The sequence below is a fragment of the Herpetosiphonaceae bacterium genome (assembly GCA_036374795.1).
Lineage (GTDB): Bacteria > Chloroflexota > Chloroflexia > Chloroflexales > Kallotenuaceae > LB3-1.
The window spans coordinates 25,440-42,102 of the sequence record DASUTC010000221.1 but is presented as its reverse complement, the minus strand read 5'-3'; the positions used below and the strand labels follow the sequence as shown (position 1 = coordinate 42,102).

The 16,663-nt window shown below is 62.9% G+C and carries 10 protein-coding genes and 1 pseudogene; 1 reads left to right on the top strand and 10 read right to left on the bottom strand.

Translation table 11 applies throughout. From position 1 onward, the window contains the following. Nucleotides 1–102: 102 nt before the first annotated feature. Nucleotides 103–2,034 carry a protein kinase gene (locus tag VFZ66_16515; GenBank protein HEX6290793.1) on the top strand — a complete coding sequence of 644 codons (1,932 nt, stop codon included), beginning with the start codon at nucleotides 103–105 and terminating at the stop codon, nucleotides 2,032–2,034. Between the two features lie 82 nt (nucleotides 2,035–2,116). Here the strand turns inward: VFZ66_16515 and glnA are convergent, their stop codons facing one another. From glnA to VFZ66_16465, 10 genes and pseudogenes are all read right to left on the bottom strand, one after another. Further along, nucleotides 2,117–3,451, bottom strand: coding sequence for a type I glutamate--ammonia ligase (glnA, locus tag VFZ66_16510; GenBank protein ID HEX6290792.1), 1,335 nt, complete (start codon nucleotides 3,449–3,451; stop codon nucleotides 2,117–2,119). A gap of 253 nt (nucleotides 3,452–3,704) precedes the next feature. Beyond that, nucleotides 3,705–4,781: a hypothetical protein gene (locus VFZ66_16505; protein HEX6290791.1), complete on the bottom strand. Its 1,077-nt coding sequence runs from the start codon at nucleotides 4,779–4,781 to the stop codon at nucleotides 3,705–3,707. A gap of 3 nt (nucleotides 4,782–4,784) precedes the next feature. Beyond that, the gene (locus VFZ66_16500) at nucleotides 4,785–5,198 is read right to left on the bottom strand and encodes an HIT family protein (protein ID HEX6290790.1); all 414 of its coding nucleotides are present in this window, start codon (nucleotides 5,196–5,198) and stop codon (nucleotides 4,785–4,787) included. A gap of 57 nt (nucleotides 5,199–5,255) precedes the next feature. Further along, nucleotides 5,256–6,986 carry a DNA polymerase/3'-5' exonuclease PolX gene (gene polX / locus VFZ66_16495; protein ID HEX6290789.1) on the bottom strand — a complete coding sequence of 577 codons (1,731 nt, stop codon included), beginning with the start codon at nucleotides 6,984–6,986 and terminating at the stop codon, nucleotides 5,256–5,258. A 141-nt stretch (nucleotides 6,987–7,127) separates the two neighbouring features. Then, a complete protein-coding gene (locus VFZ66_16490) occupies nucleotides 7,128–7,571 on the bottom strand; it encodes a cellulose binding domain-containing protein (protein ID HEX6290788.1) in 444 nt (147 codons plus the stop codon). A gap of 75 nt (nucleotides 7,572–7,646) precedes the next feature. Beyond that, nucleotides 7,647–8,372: pseudogene (locus tag VFZ66_16485) on the bottom strand (glycoside hydrolase family 9 protein). A 258-nt stretch (nucleotides 8,373–8,630) separates the two neighbouring features. Then, complete coding sequence (locus VFZ66_16480) at nucleotides 8,631–10,301, bottom strand: glycosyl hydrolase family 8 (protein HEX6290787.1); 1,671 nt, start codon at nucleotides 10,299–10,301, stop codon at nucleotides 8,631–8,633. Nucleotides 10,302–10,392: 91 nt separating this feature from the next. Beyond that, a complete protein-coding gene (locus VFZ66_16475; protein ID HEX6290786.1) occupies nucleotides 10,393–12,156 on the bottom strand; it encodes a cellulose binding domain-containing protein in 1,764 nt (587 codons plus the stop codon). A 99-nt stretch (nucleotides 12,157–12,255) separates the two neighbouring features. Continuing rightward, nucleotides 12,256–13,956, bottom strand: coding sequence for a cellulase family glycosylhydrolase (locus VFZ66_16470; protein HEX6290785.1), 1,701 nt, complete (start codon nucleotides 13,954–13,956; stop codon nucleotides 12,256–12,258). 132 nt (nucleotides 13,957–14,088) lie between these two features. Then, the gene (locus VFZ66_16465; protein ID HEX6290784.1) at nucleotides 14,089–16,611 is read right to left on the bottom strand and encodes a glycoside hydrolase family 48 protein; all 2,523 of its coding nucleotides are present in this window, start codon (nucleotides 16,609–16,611) and stop codon (nucleotides 14,089–14,091) included. Between the last annotated feature and the right edge of the window lie 52 nt (nucleotides 16,612–16,663).

Here is a 16,663-nt window from a genome sequence, read left to right as displayed (position 1 = left end):
AACTTTCTTCACAACTTGATCGTTTAATCAAGATACACCCTTTGCATGACAGCAGAATAAGCGTTGGTACTGTACAATACAGACACGACGAAGGATTATGTGATGGTGGCACAAACGGCTCCGCTCATTGCAGGACGATACCAGAGAGGCACGCTGCTCGGCAGCGGTGGCTTTGGTGCTGTGTACCTTGCGACGGACGAACGTTTGCAGCGGCCAGTTGCCATCAAAGTCTGCTCTACACGGCGGCTCCCCCCTGATGAGGCGGCTGAAGCAGCTCAGCTCTTTCAAAGCGAGGCGCTCACCCTGGCGCGCTTGCGGCATCCGGGTCTTACCGCTATCTGGGACTATTTTAACCAGGATAACGACTGGTATCTGGTCATGGAGTACGTGCCGGGTGAGACACTCCGCGATCTCCTGCGGCGGGTAGCAGGGCCGCTGCCACAGGCCGAGGCGCTCGACTACGCTCGGCAGCTCTGCACCGTGCTCACCTACCTCCACAGCCAGTATCCGCCGGTCGTCTTTCGTGACCTGAAGCCGGGTAACGTGATGGTCACGCCTGAGGGCCAGCTCAAGCTGATCGACTTTGGCATCGCGCGGCTCTTCTCGCCCGATAAAGCTGCCGATACCGCCCAGTTCGGCACGCCGGGCTACGCGCCGCCGGAGCAGTACGGCGGGCAGACCGAGCCGCGCTCCGACATCTACAGCCTGGGCATTCTGCTGCACCAGATGCTAACTGGACATAACCCAACGTCTTCGCCGTTTATGCTGCCGCCTGCACGCTCGCTCAATCCGGCCATTCCGCAATCGCTAGAAACGTTGATCGCGCGGGCGACAGCCTACGAGATCGACGACCGCGTGCCGAGCGCCGAGGAATTTTGCCGCGCGCTGGATGTCGCTATTGCCCGGCCAATGTCGGCGATGACGGCCCCGGTACCCCGGATCGCGCCGACAAACACTGTGCCCCACGCTACCACCGGCCCGATCACCAGCAAGCAGCTTTGGTCGCCCAGCCCGCGCCAACTGCCAAGCCGTCCACGAGCAGGCGGCCCTGCTCGCGGCATTGTGCTGATCTTACTGCTGATGGTCCTGCTGGGCTCGCTTGGCGCAGGCGCGTACCTGCTGCAATCGCAGATCGCCACCTTCGCGCGCGATCTCTTCGCGACGAGCGCCGTCTCCGCGCCGCTGAGCCACGAAGAATCAGGGCTGATCGTCTTCTCGGTGCGATCCGACGATGGAGCCGAGAATTTATACCGCAAGTATGATAAAAAGGTGCGCCCGCTGACGTCGTTTCAGCCCGGCATCAGCGCGAGCCTCCCGTCGATCTCGCCCGATGGCAAGCAGATCGCGTTTACCCGCACCGCCAGCGGCAGCGATCAGCAGGTCTGGCTGGTCGACGCAGATGGCGGCAGCCTGCGTGCGCTTCTGCCGAACAGCCAGTTCGCACGCGCTCCCGAATGGTCGCCGGATGGCAGCACGATCGTGCTTGAGGTGGCGACACCGGGCAACGAGATGCGGCAGCACGATCTGGCGCTCGTCGATGTCGAGACAGGCGCAATGCGGCTGCTCGTAGCCGACACAACCTGGGAGGGCGGGCCGACGTGGTCGCCGGACGGCAAGCAGATTGCGTATCATGCGCTGAGCAGCGGCACGGGCTGTATGCGGCTGTTCGTCATCACCGTCGATAGCGGGCACATGGAGCAGCTCACCGGCTTGAGCGACGAGGCATGCGGTCAGAAGGGTGATGGTGCCTTCTGGGCCGACTGGTCGCCCAATGGCCGGTATCTCGCGTTTGGTCACAAGCTCCGCAACGTAGAGCGACTGGCGCTGCTGGATACGGCAACCAAAGCGGTGGAGATCCTCGATACCGGCGCGCTGCCAGCAGGACATCCTCGCTGGTCGGTAGACGGCAAGCACCTGCTCTTCCATCAGGCGCACGACGACGTGTTATCGCTTGCGCGCTACGACCTGGAGACAGGCAAGACCACGCCGGTCGATACCTCGCACTCGGACTCGCACCTGGCCGACTGGCGCTGAGCCTGATTCTCGCCTCACAGCCATCCAAAAATGAGCAGCGCCCGTGGAGCGTTCCACGGGCGCTGCGCGTTCGATACACGAATTAGTAGATCGGCAGGTAGCGATCGATCTCCCACTGCGAGACATAGAGCCGGTACTCGTCCCACTCCTGCTGCTTGGCCTCTATGAAGCGCTCGTAGATGTGCGGGCCGAGCGCCTGCTGGATCACCTCATCGCGCTGTAGCTCCTCCAGCGCATCGCCCAGCGATCCCGGCAGCGTGGTCAGCGCCCGCTCACGCGGATCGATATGGTACAGATCCTCCTCGGCAGCCGTCGGCGGCTTCAGGCCGCGCTTGATGCCGTCCAGACCGGCCTTCAGCATCACGGCAAAGGCGAGATACGGATTGGCCGACGGATCCGGGCAGCGCAGCTCGATGCGTGTCGCCTGCGTGCGGCCTTTGGTGATGCGCGGCACACGCACCAGCGCCGAGCGATTGGTCTGGCCCCAGCTGATATAGACCGGCGCTTCATAGCCGGGAACCAGCCGCTTGTAGGAGTTGACCAGCGGCGCGAGCACTGCCGACATCGCCGGGGCGTGTTCGAGCAGACCAGCGATATAGCTCAGCGCAACATCCGACAGCCCGCGCTCTTTGCCCTCGCCGTAGAACATATTCTTGCCGCTGCGGACATCGGCCAGGCTCTGGTGAACGTGCATGCCGGAGCCGTTGATGCCCGCGATCGGCTTGGGCATGAACGTGGCGTACAGGCCGTTCTTCTGGGCGATTGCCTTGAGCGTGGTGCGGAAGGTGACAGCGTTATCGGCGGTGCGCAGCGCGTCGCCGTACTGAAAGTCGATCTCATGCTGGCCGATCGCGACCTCGTGGTGGCTGGCCTCGACGACGATGCCAAAGCCTTGCAGCGCCTTGACCATCTGCCGCCGAATATGCGTGGCGTAATCGGTCGAAACATCGAAGTAGCCCGCGGCATCGTGCGGGATCGGCTGGAGCGAGCCATCGGGGCCGGGCTTGAACAGAAAGAATTCCAGCTCAGGGCCGGTGTTGAAGCGGAAGCCCATGTCGGCGGCTTCGGCCAGCACCGTCTTGAGCGCGCGGCGAGGATCGCCGGGGAACGGATCGCCGTTGGGCGTGAATACATCGCAGATAAAGCGCGCAGTTTTGAAATCGGCCTCGCTCTCCCAGGGGATCAGCGCGTAGGTATCCAGATCAAGCTGGAGATACATATCGCTCTCAGCGATACGCGCAAAGCCTTCGATCGACGAGCCATCGAACCAAACGCCATGATCGAGCGCATCCTCGATCTGTGTGACGGGAATAGTGATGTTCTTGATGATGCCGACGATGTCGGTGAATTGCAGATTGAGAAAGTCGACCCGCTGCTCTTTCACCAAGTCGAGGATCTGTTCTTTGGTATAGCTCATAGCCTCACCTTTCTGTGTATACAGCCTGTGGTACACGGTGTTTTCCACCAGAAAGACTACCGATGAGCAGGCTAGAAAGCTATAGCCGATCGATACAAAAAGCATGAGCACTCTTTTGTACGATCCGTACAAAGTGCTCATGTTGTTTCGAGTTCTTGGTTCTTGATGGAGGCCCTCACCCCCGGCCCCTCTCCCATTGCCTGCGGCATAGGCGAGGATGCGTATTGGGTTCTTTCCTCCCCGGCTCGCGCCGCTACGGCAGCGGCACCGGCGTCGGGGCCAGCGGCGGCACCGGGATCGACTTCTCCTCGTTGAGGTAGATCGCGCGACCAAGCAGCCCAACCTGAACCTCGTCCTCGGTTCCGGCGTGCTCAGGGTGGAGCTCAAGCCGCGCGCGCTGGAAATATTGCACCGTGTGATAGCGTTTCGTCTCCGGCAAAATCTCGATCACCTCGTCGCTGATCGGATAGCCGAAGACGTCCAGCCCGCCATGAGCCAGCCAGTAATCCAGGAACTTGCCGCGCACGCCGTGCGCCGTTTCGGGAAAATACCACAGGCCGGGCCGGTTGGTGAAAAAGCTCTGCTGCGGAAAATCGCGTCCGTCGGTGTACTCCATGCCGACCAGCGCCGACTGGACCTCGTAGGGCGTTCCGGCATACTCCGGCCAGTGCTCAAGGCGCGTGCGCTCGAACCACTGCACCTGTCGCCCGTTGACCGTGAGCGGCGGGCTGATCGAGTTGCCGAAGACGCGCAGGCCATCGTGCGCCAGGTAGAAGGGCGTGAAGATCTGGCTGATATTCGGATCGATGGTCGGGCCGGGCGTGGGCACGACATCCGCGCCGACATTGGGCAAGCCGCGTCCAGTCTGCTCGGCTGTGGCTTGGAGCGAGCCCTGCGCCGCCGAGCCGACCGGCGTTGCCTGGGGGCCGTCTCCGCCGAGTACGGGCGTTAGCACCGACTGGCCTGTGTTGTTGGCTGTCGCGGCAGTGCGCTCGCCCCGGGCACGACCAAATCCCGGCAAGCGGTCGTTGATTGCCAGCAGAAAAAGCAGCAGCAGCAGAATCACCAGGCCGATGACCAGCTTGGACGGCGCTTCACGATTGGCCTCGGCACGCTGCTCGCGGGCGCTATTGACCGTCGCGTCGGCCACCTCGGAGTCGAGCTGCTCGCTGATCGCATCGCGCTGCTGCTCCAGCTCAAGCTCGGCAGCCCGCTGGGCGGCAGCCTTGATCTCCTCTTCGCGCACGCTTGGCAGCTCGGCGTCTAGCTTCTTGCGGTACTCGTGATCGAAGAGAGCCTGTTCATCGGCAGTGTAGCGCTCTTCAGGCATCGTCTAAACCCCTCCGGCATTGCGTAGCTGCGTGGCGAGCGCAGCAAATGCCGCGTGATCGGTGGTGCCGGGCTTCCACATCCGCAGCGCGTAATCGCCCTCCCATCGCGGAATCATATGCATATGGTAATGAAACACCACCTGTCCTGCCGCCGGACCATTGTTTTGCAAAACGTTGATCCCATCCGGCTGCAAACCCTGTTGCAGAATGCGCGCCACAGTTTGCATCGTACGTGCGGCAGCGGCCAGCGCATCGTCTGGCAGGCTAAAAATATCGGGGGCGTGCTGCTTTGGTATCACCAGCGTATGCCCACGGGTCGCCGGATTAATATCCAGAAACGCCAGCGTTGCCTCGTCTTCATAGACCTTATGCGATGGGATCTCGCCTCTGGCGATCCGGCAGAAAATACAGTCCACGGCTCCTCCAAGGTGATCAATGATGTGTGTGTCCGCTCGATCGGACACGACGATCGCTCATCGTCTGAAGCGCTCGACGACCTCGGCCCACGGCCAGCAGTTGACGATCTGTTCGGCGCTGGCCCACCCTCGGCGCGCCGTGAGCACGCCATATTCGATCCCGGCCAGCTCGCCGGGCTTGTGCGCGTCGCTGTCGATCGCGATCGGAATGCCCATCTCGATCGCGCGCTTGACGTGCTCGGCATCCAGATCGAGCCGTGGATACGCGCCGTCGACTTCCAGCACGGTGCCAGTCTCCGCCGCCGCCGACAGCACCGCATCCAGATCGAGATCCGCGCCCTGACGCCGGAGCAGCAGCCGCCCGGTTGGATGGCCGATACAATCGACGTGCGGATTGTGGATCGCGTTAAGCACGCGCCTTGTCACAGTGTCGCGATCCTGGCGCAGGCTGACGTGCAGCGAGGCCACAACCCAATCGAGCGTGGCGAGCACATCGTCGGGCAGCGCCAGCGTGCCGTCGGGCAGAATATCGACCTCGGAGCCTTGCAGCAGCGTAAAGTTGATGCCTTGGCGCTGCATCTCGGCGTTGACGGCATCGATCTCGGCCCGCTGCTGCCTGAGCCGCTCCGCGTCCAGCCCGTTGACCATGCCCATGTAAAAGCTGTGATCGGCGATCACATAGTACTCGTAGCCGCGCGCCAGCGCAGCCGCTGCCATCTCGGCAACCGTGCCGCGACCGTCGCTCCACTCGGTGTGGGTATGCATATCGGCGCGGATCTGGTGTAGCTCGACCAGCCGTGGGAGTGTGCCGCGCTGCGCGGCCTCGATCTCGCCCCAGCCCTCGCGCAGCTCAGGCGGAATCCAGGGCAGCCCAAGCGCCTCGTACAGCGCCGCCTCGGATGGCGTCGGCAGAAGCTCGTCGCCGCGCCACAGCCCGCCGTCGCTGAGAGTCAGCCCGCGCTCAGCGGCCAGCGCGACCAGCCTGGCGCGATGCGCGGCGCTGCCGGTCCACATCGCCAGCGCCGCGCCCCAGCTATCGGGCGGCACCACGAAGAGCGAGCAGGACTTGCCGTTATGCAGCCGCGCGTCGATGCGCTGATCGGCAGCCGTCTCCACCTGCGCGATCTGCGGCAGTGAGGCGAAGGCGTTGAGCACGGCCTGGGGATCGACAGCCGCCGCGACCAGATCGAAGTCGCCGATAGTCGGCGCGGCGCGGCGCAGCGATCCAGCGTGGCTGGCCTCGGCAAGCCGGGGATAGGCAGCGTGCAGCGCGCCGATGAGCTCGTGCGCGACTGGCAGCATCTCGCCGAGCAAGAAGCGATCGGGAGCCGAGGGCTGGTAGGCCAGGCCCTCGATGATGCGAGCTTCGAGCTTCGGCCCGAAGCCTTTGATCGTGCGGAGCTTGCCGCTGCGCGCGGCAGCTTCGAGCGTCTCCAGATCGGTGATCTCAAGCTCGCGGTAGAGCCGCAGCGCGGTCTTCGGCCCGACGCCGGGTACGCGCATGATACGCAGCACGCCATCGGGCACCTCCTCGCGCAGCCGCTCGCGGAATTGCAGCGTGCCGGTCGTCAGCAGCTCGGTGAGCTTGGCGGAGATGGCAGGCCCGACGCCGGGCAGGTCGTCGAGCGTGCCCGCCGCGAGGTGATCGTACAGGCTCGTCGGCAGCTCCTCGATCATGTCGGCGGCGCGAGCGTAGGCCTGGGTTTTGAAGCGATTCTCGCCAAGCACTTCCATCGCGTCGGCGATGTCGCGGAAGACGAGCGCGACTTGTTGATTTGAAAACTGCATAGCAGCGATCTCGTTTCTCTTACGCTAGTATAACAGCGCTTGCAAGATTAACGCCGCCGTAGCAGCCGGTGATCGGGGAATCGCAACAACAGGACGCGAACAGCTCGCGTCCTGCTGCGTTGCCGTTATTGAAGCCGCGATCTACGGCTCGGTGCCCCAGATCAGCGTGCCGTTGCGGTAGAGCGTCACTCTATCCCAATCGGCGATTGTGGTCTTGGTGACATCAAACGAATAATCGTTGGTTTCGTCGTAGGCGGTCCAATCGCTCTTGGCGACGCGGCCCTGGATCTCGCCGCTGTTCGCGCCGGGTGCCAGGCTGCGGGGAGTGCCCGTGAAGCCGATTTCGAGATAGTGGTCGGCGTTGGCGCGGGCCGTCGTCAGCTTGACAACCTGCCCGGTCACGCTCGCGCAGCCGATCTGTGCCCAATCGCAGTAATAGGTCTGCGGCTTGGCGCTCTCGGCGGTGAGCCAGTAGCGGATCTTTAGCTCGCTCAAGGGCACGGTCGTCACGCCGGTATTGACGATCTTGAACCAGGGCTTGAGCTGGCTATCATTCGCGATCGTATCGGCGGTGCGATACTGCACCTTCAGGCTGGTCGTCGGCGGCGGCGCGGGGCTAACAGCCTCCGTCGCGACCAGCGCTGCGCTAAAGACCAGGCCGGAGTTCCAGTAGATCGCATTCTCGTTGGTGGTCCACTCAGATGCCACATCGATGTAGGCCTTGCCCTCGAAGCGCGAGAACCAGCGGCCCTCGTACATGTTTGGACTACCGGCGAGATAGCCTTTGGGCAGACCGGCGCGGTTATCGTAGCCCCAGATATTGGAGTAGATCGCCGAGACGCTATCGCTGCCGTAGCCAGACACTTAGCTGAAGCGGCGCGGATTCACGCCCAGGATATAGTTCAGGTTCGTCTGGGCGGCCTGGGCGATCAGGCTGTCGTAGGTGCCCACAAGCTGGCTGCCGACCGCGAGCACCAGGGTGGTGTTGAGCACCGCCATATTGCTGCCCCAGTAGTAGTTATAGTCGAGCAGCGTGTTGCGCCAGACGCCGTTGGCGGCGCGGCTAAGCTGCGTGTTGCGCCAGGCGGTGAACCTGGTTTTGAACCAACTGACAACGGCACTGTCGGGCGCGCTCGACTTCAGGTAGTCCAGAAACGCGATCATCGCCATCGATTCGACGCCGTGCGCGTTGCCGGTCTGCGAGTCCCACACCGAGGCGAAGCTCTGGTAGTTGGCGAGGAAATAGGTGTTGTACTGCGCCTCGCCTGTCGCGCGGTAGAGCGCCGCCGCCGCCCACAGCCGGTTGTCCTTGTCGCCGCTGTCGGCGCGGCTAGCGCGACCGAGGTAAGTTTCTGGTGGGGCAGCGCGATTGGTAAAATGATCGATAGCGTCAGTGCTACCATCAGCAGTGAATGCCGCCCAAGTGACGATCTTCGGCTTCGCACAGTCTTTCCTTCGTTGAAAGTGGTAGAAACCAGGATAACGAAGATCTAAAGACCGCTCGCCGGACGATAGTCACAGGGCTGATTCAGGCTTAAGGCTGAGCGCTCAGGCCGCCGCGCTTAGGCAGGGCGAAACCAAGTTAAATATCAATGGCCTGATGACGATCGCTGGTGGAGCGACCGTCACCAGGGCGAGACGGGCTTAGGGCTCGGTGCCCCAGACGCGAGTACCGTTGCGGTAGAGCGTCACACGCGACCAGTCGGCAAATGCGGTCTTGGTCGGATCGAAGGAGTAGTCGTTGCTCTCGCTGTAGTTGGTCCAGTCGCTCTTGCTGAAGCGGCTCTGGATCTCGCCGGTGCTGGCACCAGGCGCGAGCGTGCCGCCGGTAAAGCCGACTTCCAGATAATAATCCGCGTTGGTGCGCGGCGTGGTCAGCTTGACGAAGCGGCCCGTCACGCTCCCACAGCCGATCTGTGCCCAATCGCACCAGTAGTTCTGCGGCTTATCGCCGTCGACGGTGTACCAGTAGCGGATCTTGATCTCGCTGAGCGGGATACTGCTGGTGCCGGTGTTGACGAGCTGGAGATGCGGCTTGATCTCGTTATTGCCCGCGTTGGTATCGCCCGCGCGGTACTGCACCTTCAGGCTACCCGTCGCTGGCGGCGGGGTCGGCGTCGGATTCGGTGGCGGGGTGGGCGTGGGCGTCGGATTCGGCGGCGGGGTCGGCGTCGGCGTTGTGGCCGCGACCGGATTGTACATGTTGCCGCTCATGAAGAGCAGCGCCAGAATTCGCAGGTTATCGTTGTAGTAATTGCCGTTGGTCAGGCGCACGGTTTCATTCCACATCGCGGTTTTATAGGCCGAATCGGTGGAGACGATCGCGCCTGATGCTGCCGGAGCGACGAACGCCGCGTTATGCCACTGGCCGATCAGCGAGCCGTCGAGCCGGTAGCCGTCCTTGATGTTGGCCGCGCCGATGCCCTTGAAGAAGGCGTTGATCTTATTCAACTGCGCAGTTGCGCGCGAGTCGCAGTACCAGGCCGCGTCCTTCGCCAGCCGCCACGGGACGCGCGTCGCGTCGTAGGTGTAGTTGTAGCCCATGTTCGGAGCGGGATCGCCCGCTGCGGTCGTCCAGTCTGGCTGGAGGCCGGTAGTGCCTGCGCCGGTCTTGGCGTTGACGTTGGCGATAATCTGGTAGGACGAGTTGACCACCGAGTCCCAGCGCGCGTCGCCGGTGTAGACCTTGAAGACCTTGTAGTAGCCCGGCGCGAAGTATGAGGGATTAGTGACACTCGATCCGCCCCACTGATCGCCCGGCTTGAGCACATTGCTGCCGGATTCGACCTCGTACTGCATGATCCGGCTGATAAAGTTCTTGGTTTCGGTGGTGTAGCCGCCCCACTTCTTGTCGGCGACGATCAGCGCCAGCGCCATATCTTCCTCGGCGTCGGTCGCCGCGCCGGTACCGATCACGTTGTTGTTGGCATCGATGCGCCAGTGCATCAGGCCGTTGGCGTCGAAGTGGCTCTTGGCGTAGCTCCACAGCCCGTTGAAGGTTGTCCGATCGTTCATGTAGGCGGAGAGCACCATGCCGTAGCCGATGCCCTCGGAGACGGTATCGTTGTTGTTTTCGGGCCGCCTGACGCGCAGATAGCCGCCCGCTCCTGAGCTGGTGACATACGTACTTTTCCAGGTGTTGTAGCTGTTTTGCAGCTCGGTGTTGGCCGCAGCCTGATCGGGAGCCATGCTCGACGCGCAGGCGTAGGATACGGTCGCGGCGGAAACGCCTGAGTTCCCGGTTGTGCCCAGGAGCAGCGCAAGCGACAGCGCGCCCGCGATCACTCCTTGCGCCATATGCCGACGTGTGATCATCGGGATCTTCCTCCCCTTGTTGTAGTCAGGTATTTTACCATTCTTTGACTTCTCTAGCGCAGCATCGAGGAGCCTGTTGTGAAACCACGATCTACGGCTCGGTGCCCCAGACGCGGGTACCGTTGCGATAGAGCGTCACACGCGACCAGTCGGTGAAGACGGTCTTAGTTGGATCGAAGGAGTAGTCGTTGCTCTCGGTGTAAGTGGTCCAGTCGCTCTTGCTGAAGCGATTCTGGATCTCGCCGGTGCTGGCGCCGGGCGCGAGCGTGCCGCCGGTAAAGCCGACTTCCAGGTAGTAGTCGGCAGTGGTGCGCGGCGTGGTCAGCTTGACGAAGCGGGCAGTGATCGTACCGCAGCCGACGGTCGCGTAGTCGCACCAGTAGTTCTGCGGCTTATCGCCGTCGATGGTGTACCAGTAGCGGATCTTCAGCTCGCTCAAGGGCACGCTGGTGGTGCCGGTGTTGACCACGTTAAAATGCGGCTTGATCTGGTTATCGCCGACATTGGTATCGCCCGCGCGGTACTGCACCTTCAGCCCGCCGGTCGGCGGCGGTGGGGTGGGCGTCGGCGTCGGGTTTGGTGGCGGGGTGGGCGTGGGCGTCGGGTTTGGCGGCGAGCCGCCCTTGAGCTTCATCTGCTGCGCGGCATTGGCGAGGAGCGTTGCGGTGCTGCTAGGATAGTACACCGTAAAGCCGTCGTAATCGGGGTAGAGCGAGCCGTTATCCTGCACGCCGGACAAGATCCAGAACATCCAGCCGTTGCCGCTGTTCTGATAGACGGTATTCGTCCAGGTCTGATAGACACCATCGCGCGTCGCTTTGTTCTGGAAGCCGAACTCTTCCAGCACCGACGGCTTGCCGATGGTCTGGGCGGTGCTGATATGATCCCTGATCCACTGCGTGCCCCAGGCGTCGGTTTTGCCCCAGTGATCGGGATAGAGATGATAGGTGCCGAAGTCGATCGACGGGATGCGGAGGAGCGCCTCGAAGTCCACGCCATCGGCGGCGTTGTAGGGCCAATCACTGCCGCGTCCCCAGTTTAAGAAGCCCTCATCGCCCACAGCGACCATATGATTGGGATCGAGCTGCTTGATATAGGCGGACATCTCCGAGGTCCAGTTGGTGATCGTCGTGGTGGTGCAGGTGCCGGAGGTGGGCTTGTTGGCGTTGATGCAGCGCGGCTCGTTCGCTAGCTCCCAGGCGAAGATCGCCGGATCGTCGCGGTAGCGCACGCCGGTGATCGAGTTGACGCGGTTGATCAGATGCGCGGCCCAGTTCTTGTACGCCTGCTTGACGCGGGCATCCGTATAGAACTGATCGTGGTAGGGCAGCCCGTACCATGTGACATACTGATCCATGCCGCCGAAGTCCTTCCAGTTATTGGTCAGGACGACCGTCACTTTCAGGCCGAGCTGCCCGGCCCTGGCGAGCACGTAGTCCAGCTTTTGCAGGCCATTCGCGCCGTTGTTGTAGGCTGGCCTGCCAGCGGCCCTGTCCCAGTACTGGAAATAGATTCCGTCTTTCTCGCCTGAGCCGTCCACATTCGGCACCGAGCCGTCGAGCGAGCCTCGGTCGATGAAGGCCCAACTGCGGATCACGCGCAGATTCATCGAAACCGCATCGTTCAGCACATCGTCGACCATCAGATTCGACTTGTAGATCAGGTAGTAGTTATTGGTGCCGCCGAAGTAAAACGGCCTGCCATCCAGCACAAAATTCGTGCCGGAGCGTGTCACGAAGGACGGAGCGGCCAGCGCGCGCTGGCTGAGGCTGGCCTCGCGGCCCACGATCAGCCCAAGCACCACGACGAGAGTCAGCAGCGCCCGTGCTATATGGCTTCTTGGTTGTCGTCTCACTGCGATGCCTCCAGGGTAGAGCAGCGTAAAAATAACAGCGACAACAGGCGGCCTGGTGACGGTCGCGCCACCTGCGATCGTCACCAGGGCGAGACGGGCTTAGGGCTCGGTGCCCCAGACGCGGGTACCGTTGCGATAGACAGTGACGCGCGCCCAGTCGGCAAATGCGGTCTTGGTCGGATCGAAGGAGTAGTCGTTGCTCTCGCTGTAGTTGGTCCAGTCGCTCTTGCTGAAGCGGCTCTGGATCTCGCCGGTGCTGGCACCCGGCGCGAGCGTGCCGCCGGTAAAGCCGACCTCCAGATAATAATCCGCGTTGGTGCGCGGCGTGGTCAGCTTGACGAAGCGGCCCGTCACGCTCCCACAGCCGATCTGTGCCCAATCGCACCAGTAGTTCTGCGGCTTATCGCCGTCGACGGTGTACCAGTAGCGGATCTTCAGCTCGCTTAGCGGGATACTGCTGGTGCCGGTGTTGACGAGCTGGAGATGCGGCTTGATCTGGTTATCGCCAGCATTCGTATCGCCCGCGCGGTACTGCGCCTTGATCGAGGTGGTCGGGGCAGGCGACGGCGAGGCCGACGGATTCGGCGTGGGCGTTGGCGAGGGCGTGACGCCGCTAAACGGGAACTGAATCGTCACCAGCAGATCGTGCTTGGCCTGATGGATGCTGATCCAGTCGTCCAGCAGCAGACCGCCGGTATCGCCGGAGTTAGGATTCCACGACCAGAAGGTCCAGCTCAAGCCTTTGGCCCTGATATAATCGCGCAGCTTGCCGAGCCACTGCTGGTCGGAAGTGGTAGCGTAGCGCGTGCCGAACTCGCCGATCATGATCGGCGCGGTGCTGGCGTTGACCAGATAGCCCCAGTTCTTGTCCCACACGCCCGGCAGATTGTTGGGATAGGTCGGGTCGCTGAACCACGGCTGCGGATAGACCGACGCCGGGTAGTCGTGCGGCGAGTAAACCAGCCGGTTGGCGACATTGAGCCGGATCGGATAGTCGCGCGCGCCCTGGAGATTGCCGCCCCACCACGTACAGTCCGCGCCGCTGTAGGGATCGGTGTTACCGCCGGGACCGTGGCACTCGTTGCCCTCGACCAGGATCAGCAGGCTGGGATTGATCGCCAGGATCGCGTTGCCCGCCTTCTCGGCGGCTAAGCGCCAGTCGAGCGCGGGATTGCCGCAGCCCCAGCAGGCGCTATCGTGCGGCTCGTTGCGCAGGTCCATGCCCACGACGGTATCGTTGCCTTTGTAGCGGTTCGCCAGCATCTGCCAATCGCTGATCCAGCGCGACTCAGGATACGTCGCCGTGTACCACAGGCCGTTCTCCTGGGCGCTCACACCCGCGTTGGAGCGGTGATTGTCGAGAATGATCTTGATGCCGCGCGCCCGCGACCCCGCGATGATCTTGTCCATGATCTGGATCGAGCTCAGGCCGACCAGATCGGGATTTTTGGAATAGTCGATGCTGTTGGGCATCGCGCCGGGAGTGAGTACCTCGTTGGAGAAGGGCAGGCGGATCGTGTTGTAGCCGAGCCGCTGGATCTGATCGAGCATATCCTGCCAGTTGCGGGTCCACAGCCCATGCACGACGTTGTTGCCCGTCTCGAAGCCAAACCAGTTGACCCCGGCGATGCGCACCTCCTGGCCGTTGGCGTCGAGAATCTTATTGCCGCTGGTGCGCCAGTAGCCCGCTCCGGCAGCGCTGGCCGTGGGCGTTAGCGCAACGGATTGCCACAGCGCGGCGGCGGCGACGAGCAGCGCCGTAGTGAGCGCCAGCCAGCGCGCCAAAGGTTGGGATTTCATAGCTGCCTCCTTGCGATCCGCTCAACACCTGTGAGCAGGACGGGCGCGGATCGATCCGCGCCCGCTGTCTATGTTCGCCTTCGATCTATAGTGCCCGATCAATCCAATCACACAACGATCCTGGCATCGCGCCTACGGGAAGAGCCGCGCGTACTCAGCGTTCGCCAGCGCGATGTCGGCCTGTGCCCAGAAGCGGTGATAGCGGAAGGTCGGGGCCGCGCCGCCGCTGAGATAGGTCTGGACCCTGGCGAAGTCGGGATCGCTGCGGTACTTCGAGCGGATGCTCAAGAACGTGGACGACGAGCTGATCGTGTCGCCGTTGGGCATCCGACCGCTCCAGCCCGCCGGAACAAAGATCGGATCGTCGAAGCGGTTGTAGTCGGCGCGCACCTCGGCCACCGAGACGCCCTTGGGATCGCGGTACTTGAGCCACATGCGGTCGATCAGCTCCTTCGACAGCGTCTTGGAGGCGGTATCGCCCGACCGAGCGGCGTAGTACATCAGCGTCTTCGCCAGCGCGGCGGTGATGCCCACGTCCTGCGTCTTATCGACGACCGTCACCTTCAGGTTGGCGTTGTAGGTGCTATCGGCGGCGTTCCAGTTCTGCGTGGTCGCGTTCCAGTTCAGGCCAGGCTTGCCGCTCCAGCTCAGCGTCGCGGGGATTGCGTAGGTGCCGTCGGCGTTGAGCGTGGTGTTGGCCCTGGCCCAGGCGACCCACTTGTCGAGGATCAGCTTGGCCTTGGCGTCGCCGGTGGCGTAGTAATACTCCGCGACGCGCTCCATCGACCATGCCTGGAAGCCGAACCACTGGTTGCTCGGCGGATCGTGATAGACCGGCTTCTCGTCGTAGGCCATGCTGTAGAAGGTGGGCGTGCCCGCCGGTGGCATCGCGTACGCGCCCTGCCAGCTATTGGTCGCGCCGCCCGCTATCGCGCCGTTGGACGATTGCAGCCAGCGGTAGAACTCGATCTGCCGCTGCAAGCTGGTGCTCCAGTCGCGGGCCGCGTTGGGCGAGGCGGGCTTGAATGCGGGCTGATTGCTAAGCACCCAGGCGGCCATCGGGTTTTGATAGCCGAAGTGGTTGTGGCTTGAGCCGATGCGCCAGGCCCAGCCAGCGCTCGGATCGGCAGCACCGCCCCAGGCGTAATACCACGAGAGCAGGTAGTGCGCGCTGTCGTAGCCGGTGCCTGCGGGACAGCTTGTGCTGGTGCAGCCGATGCGCTTGAAGTACTTATCGAACATCGCATAGCGCAGGTAGTCGCCCATCCTGGCGGCCTTGGCGACCAACCCGTTGACGATCGGCGAGCCGCCCCGCTGATCGGCCCAGACCTTGGCCCAGTAGATCGCCTGGATCGCGCGGGCGTCGGCGTCGGGCGCGTTGGTGTAGCGCCACTGGCGGGCGTACGTCGCATCTTTGGTGAAGAGATCGAGGAAGCCATTGGGACCGCCCCACCTGAAGGCATCCCACGAAGGATGCGGCACCGTCTCCCACACCGACTCCTGCGGGCCGCGCTGGAAGGTGTTGATGTACGAGGGCCTGGTCGTGCCGTCGCCTCGGCTGCCGTAGCCGTACCAGTTATCGACATCGAGCAGCCAGTGCATGCCGTAGATGTCGGCGGTGCCGTAGGCGCTCCTTAGCTCATTGGCGATCGGATCGACGCCGACCGAAACGCCCGTCTGAAGCTGCGACGGATACTGATTGGGCGTGTCGTACTCGCTGGCGTAGGTCGCGGGCCGCGATGGGCTGTAGAAGCTGTTGGTCGGCTGGTCCGCGTTCGTCGGGATGATGTAGCGCTCCATGTTGGCCCAGGCGTTCGCTAGCGGCTGCCAGTTGCCGGTGACGCGGCCATACATCGCCTCAAGCCAGAGCCAGTAGCTATAGGCTTCGGAGGTCGTCTCGTGGCCGTGGTCGGGCGCTTCCACGATCAGCGTCTCGATCGAGTGGTAGGGCACGCCCTCAGGGCTGAAGTAGCCATTGGCCGGATCATGGATCTCGTTGTACAGCTCCAGAAAGCGGGCCGTGTACGGATCGTTCGGCGGCGGCGTCGGCGATGGACTCGGCGACGGATTCGGCGTCGGGGTTGCCGTGGGCGGTGGCGGCGTGGGCGTCGGCTGAGCGCCGCCCGGCTCGGTGCCCCAGATCAGCGCGCCGTTGCGGTAGAGCGTGACCTTCGTCCAGTCGGCGAAGACGGTCTTGGTCGGATCGAAGGAGTAGTCGTTGCTCTCGGTGTAGTTGGTCCAGTCGGTCTTGCTGAAGCGGTTCTGGATCTCGCCGGTGCTGGCCCCCGGTGCGAGCGTGCCGCCCGTGAAGCCGACTTCGAGATAGTAGTCCGCGCCCGTCACAGGAGCCGCCATCTTGACGAAGCGGGCGGTAATCGTGCCGCAGCCGAGCGTGGCGTAGTCGCACCAGTAGTTCTGCGGCTTATCGCTGTCGATAGTGTACCAGTAGCGGATCTTCAGCTCGCTCAGCGGCACGCTGCTGGTAGTGGTATTGACCACGTTGAAATGCGGCTTGATCTGGTTATCGCCAGCATTCGTGTCGCCCGCGCGATACTGCACCTTTAGCGTGGTGACACCCAGCGTGGATTGGGTCGCGAAAGGCAGGATCGAGAGACAGAAGATACACAAAATAATCGCAATCGGAAGCCGTTTCATCGAAACCTCCAGCCTGCTCGATGGTATGTGAGCAGAACATGCATCGTTTCTG

Excerpts from the sequence above, each read along its gene's own strand:
- VFZ66_16515 (HEX6290793.1), top strand. The coding sequence starts at position 103 with ATGGTGGCACAAACGGCTCCGCTCATTGCAGGACGATACCAGAGAGGC.
- VFZ66_16480 (HEX6290787.1), bottom strand. The coding sequence starts at position 10,301 with ATGATCACACGTCGGCATATGGCGCAAGGAGTGATCGCGGGCGCGCTG.
- VFZ66_16465 (HEX6290784.1), bottom strand. The coding sequence starts at position 16,611 with ATGAAACGGCTTCCGATTGCGATTATTTTGTGTATCTTCTGTCTCTCG.
- polX (HEX6290789.1), bottom strand. The coding sequence starts at position 6,986 with ATGCAGTTTTCAAATCAACAAGTCGCGCTCGTCTTCCGCGACATCGCC.
- VFZ66_16505 (HEX6290791.1), bottom strand. The coding sequence starts at position 4,781 with ATGCCTGAAGAGCGCTACACTGCCGATGAACAGGCTCTCTTCGATCAC.
- glnA (HEX6290792.1), bottom strand. The coding sequence starts at position 3,451 with ATGAGCTATACCAAAGAACAGATCCTCGACTTGGTGAAAGAGCAGCGG.
- VFZ66_16470 (HEX6290785.1), bottom strand. The coding sequence starts at position 13,956 with ATGAAATCCCAACCTTTGGCGCGCTGGCTGGCGCTCACTACGGCGCTG.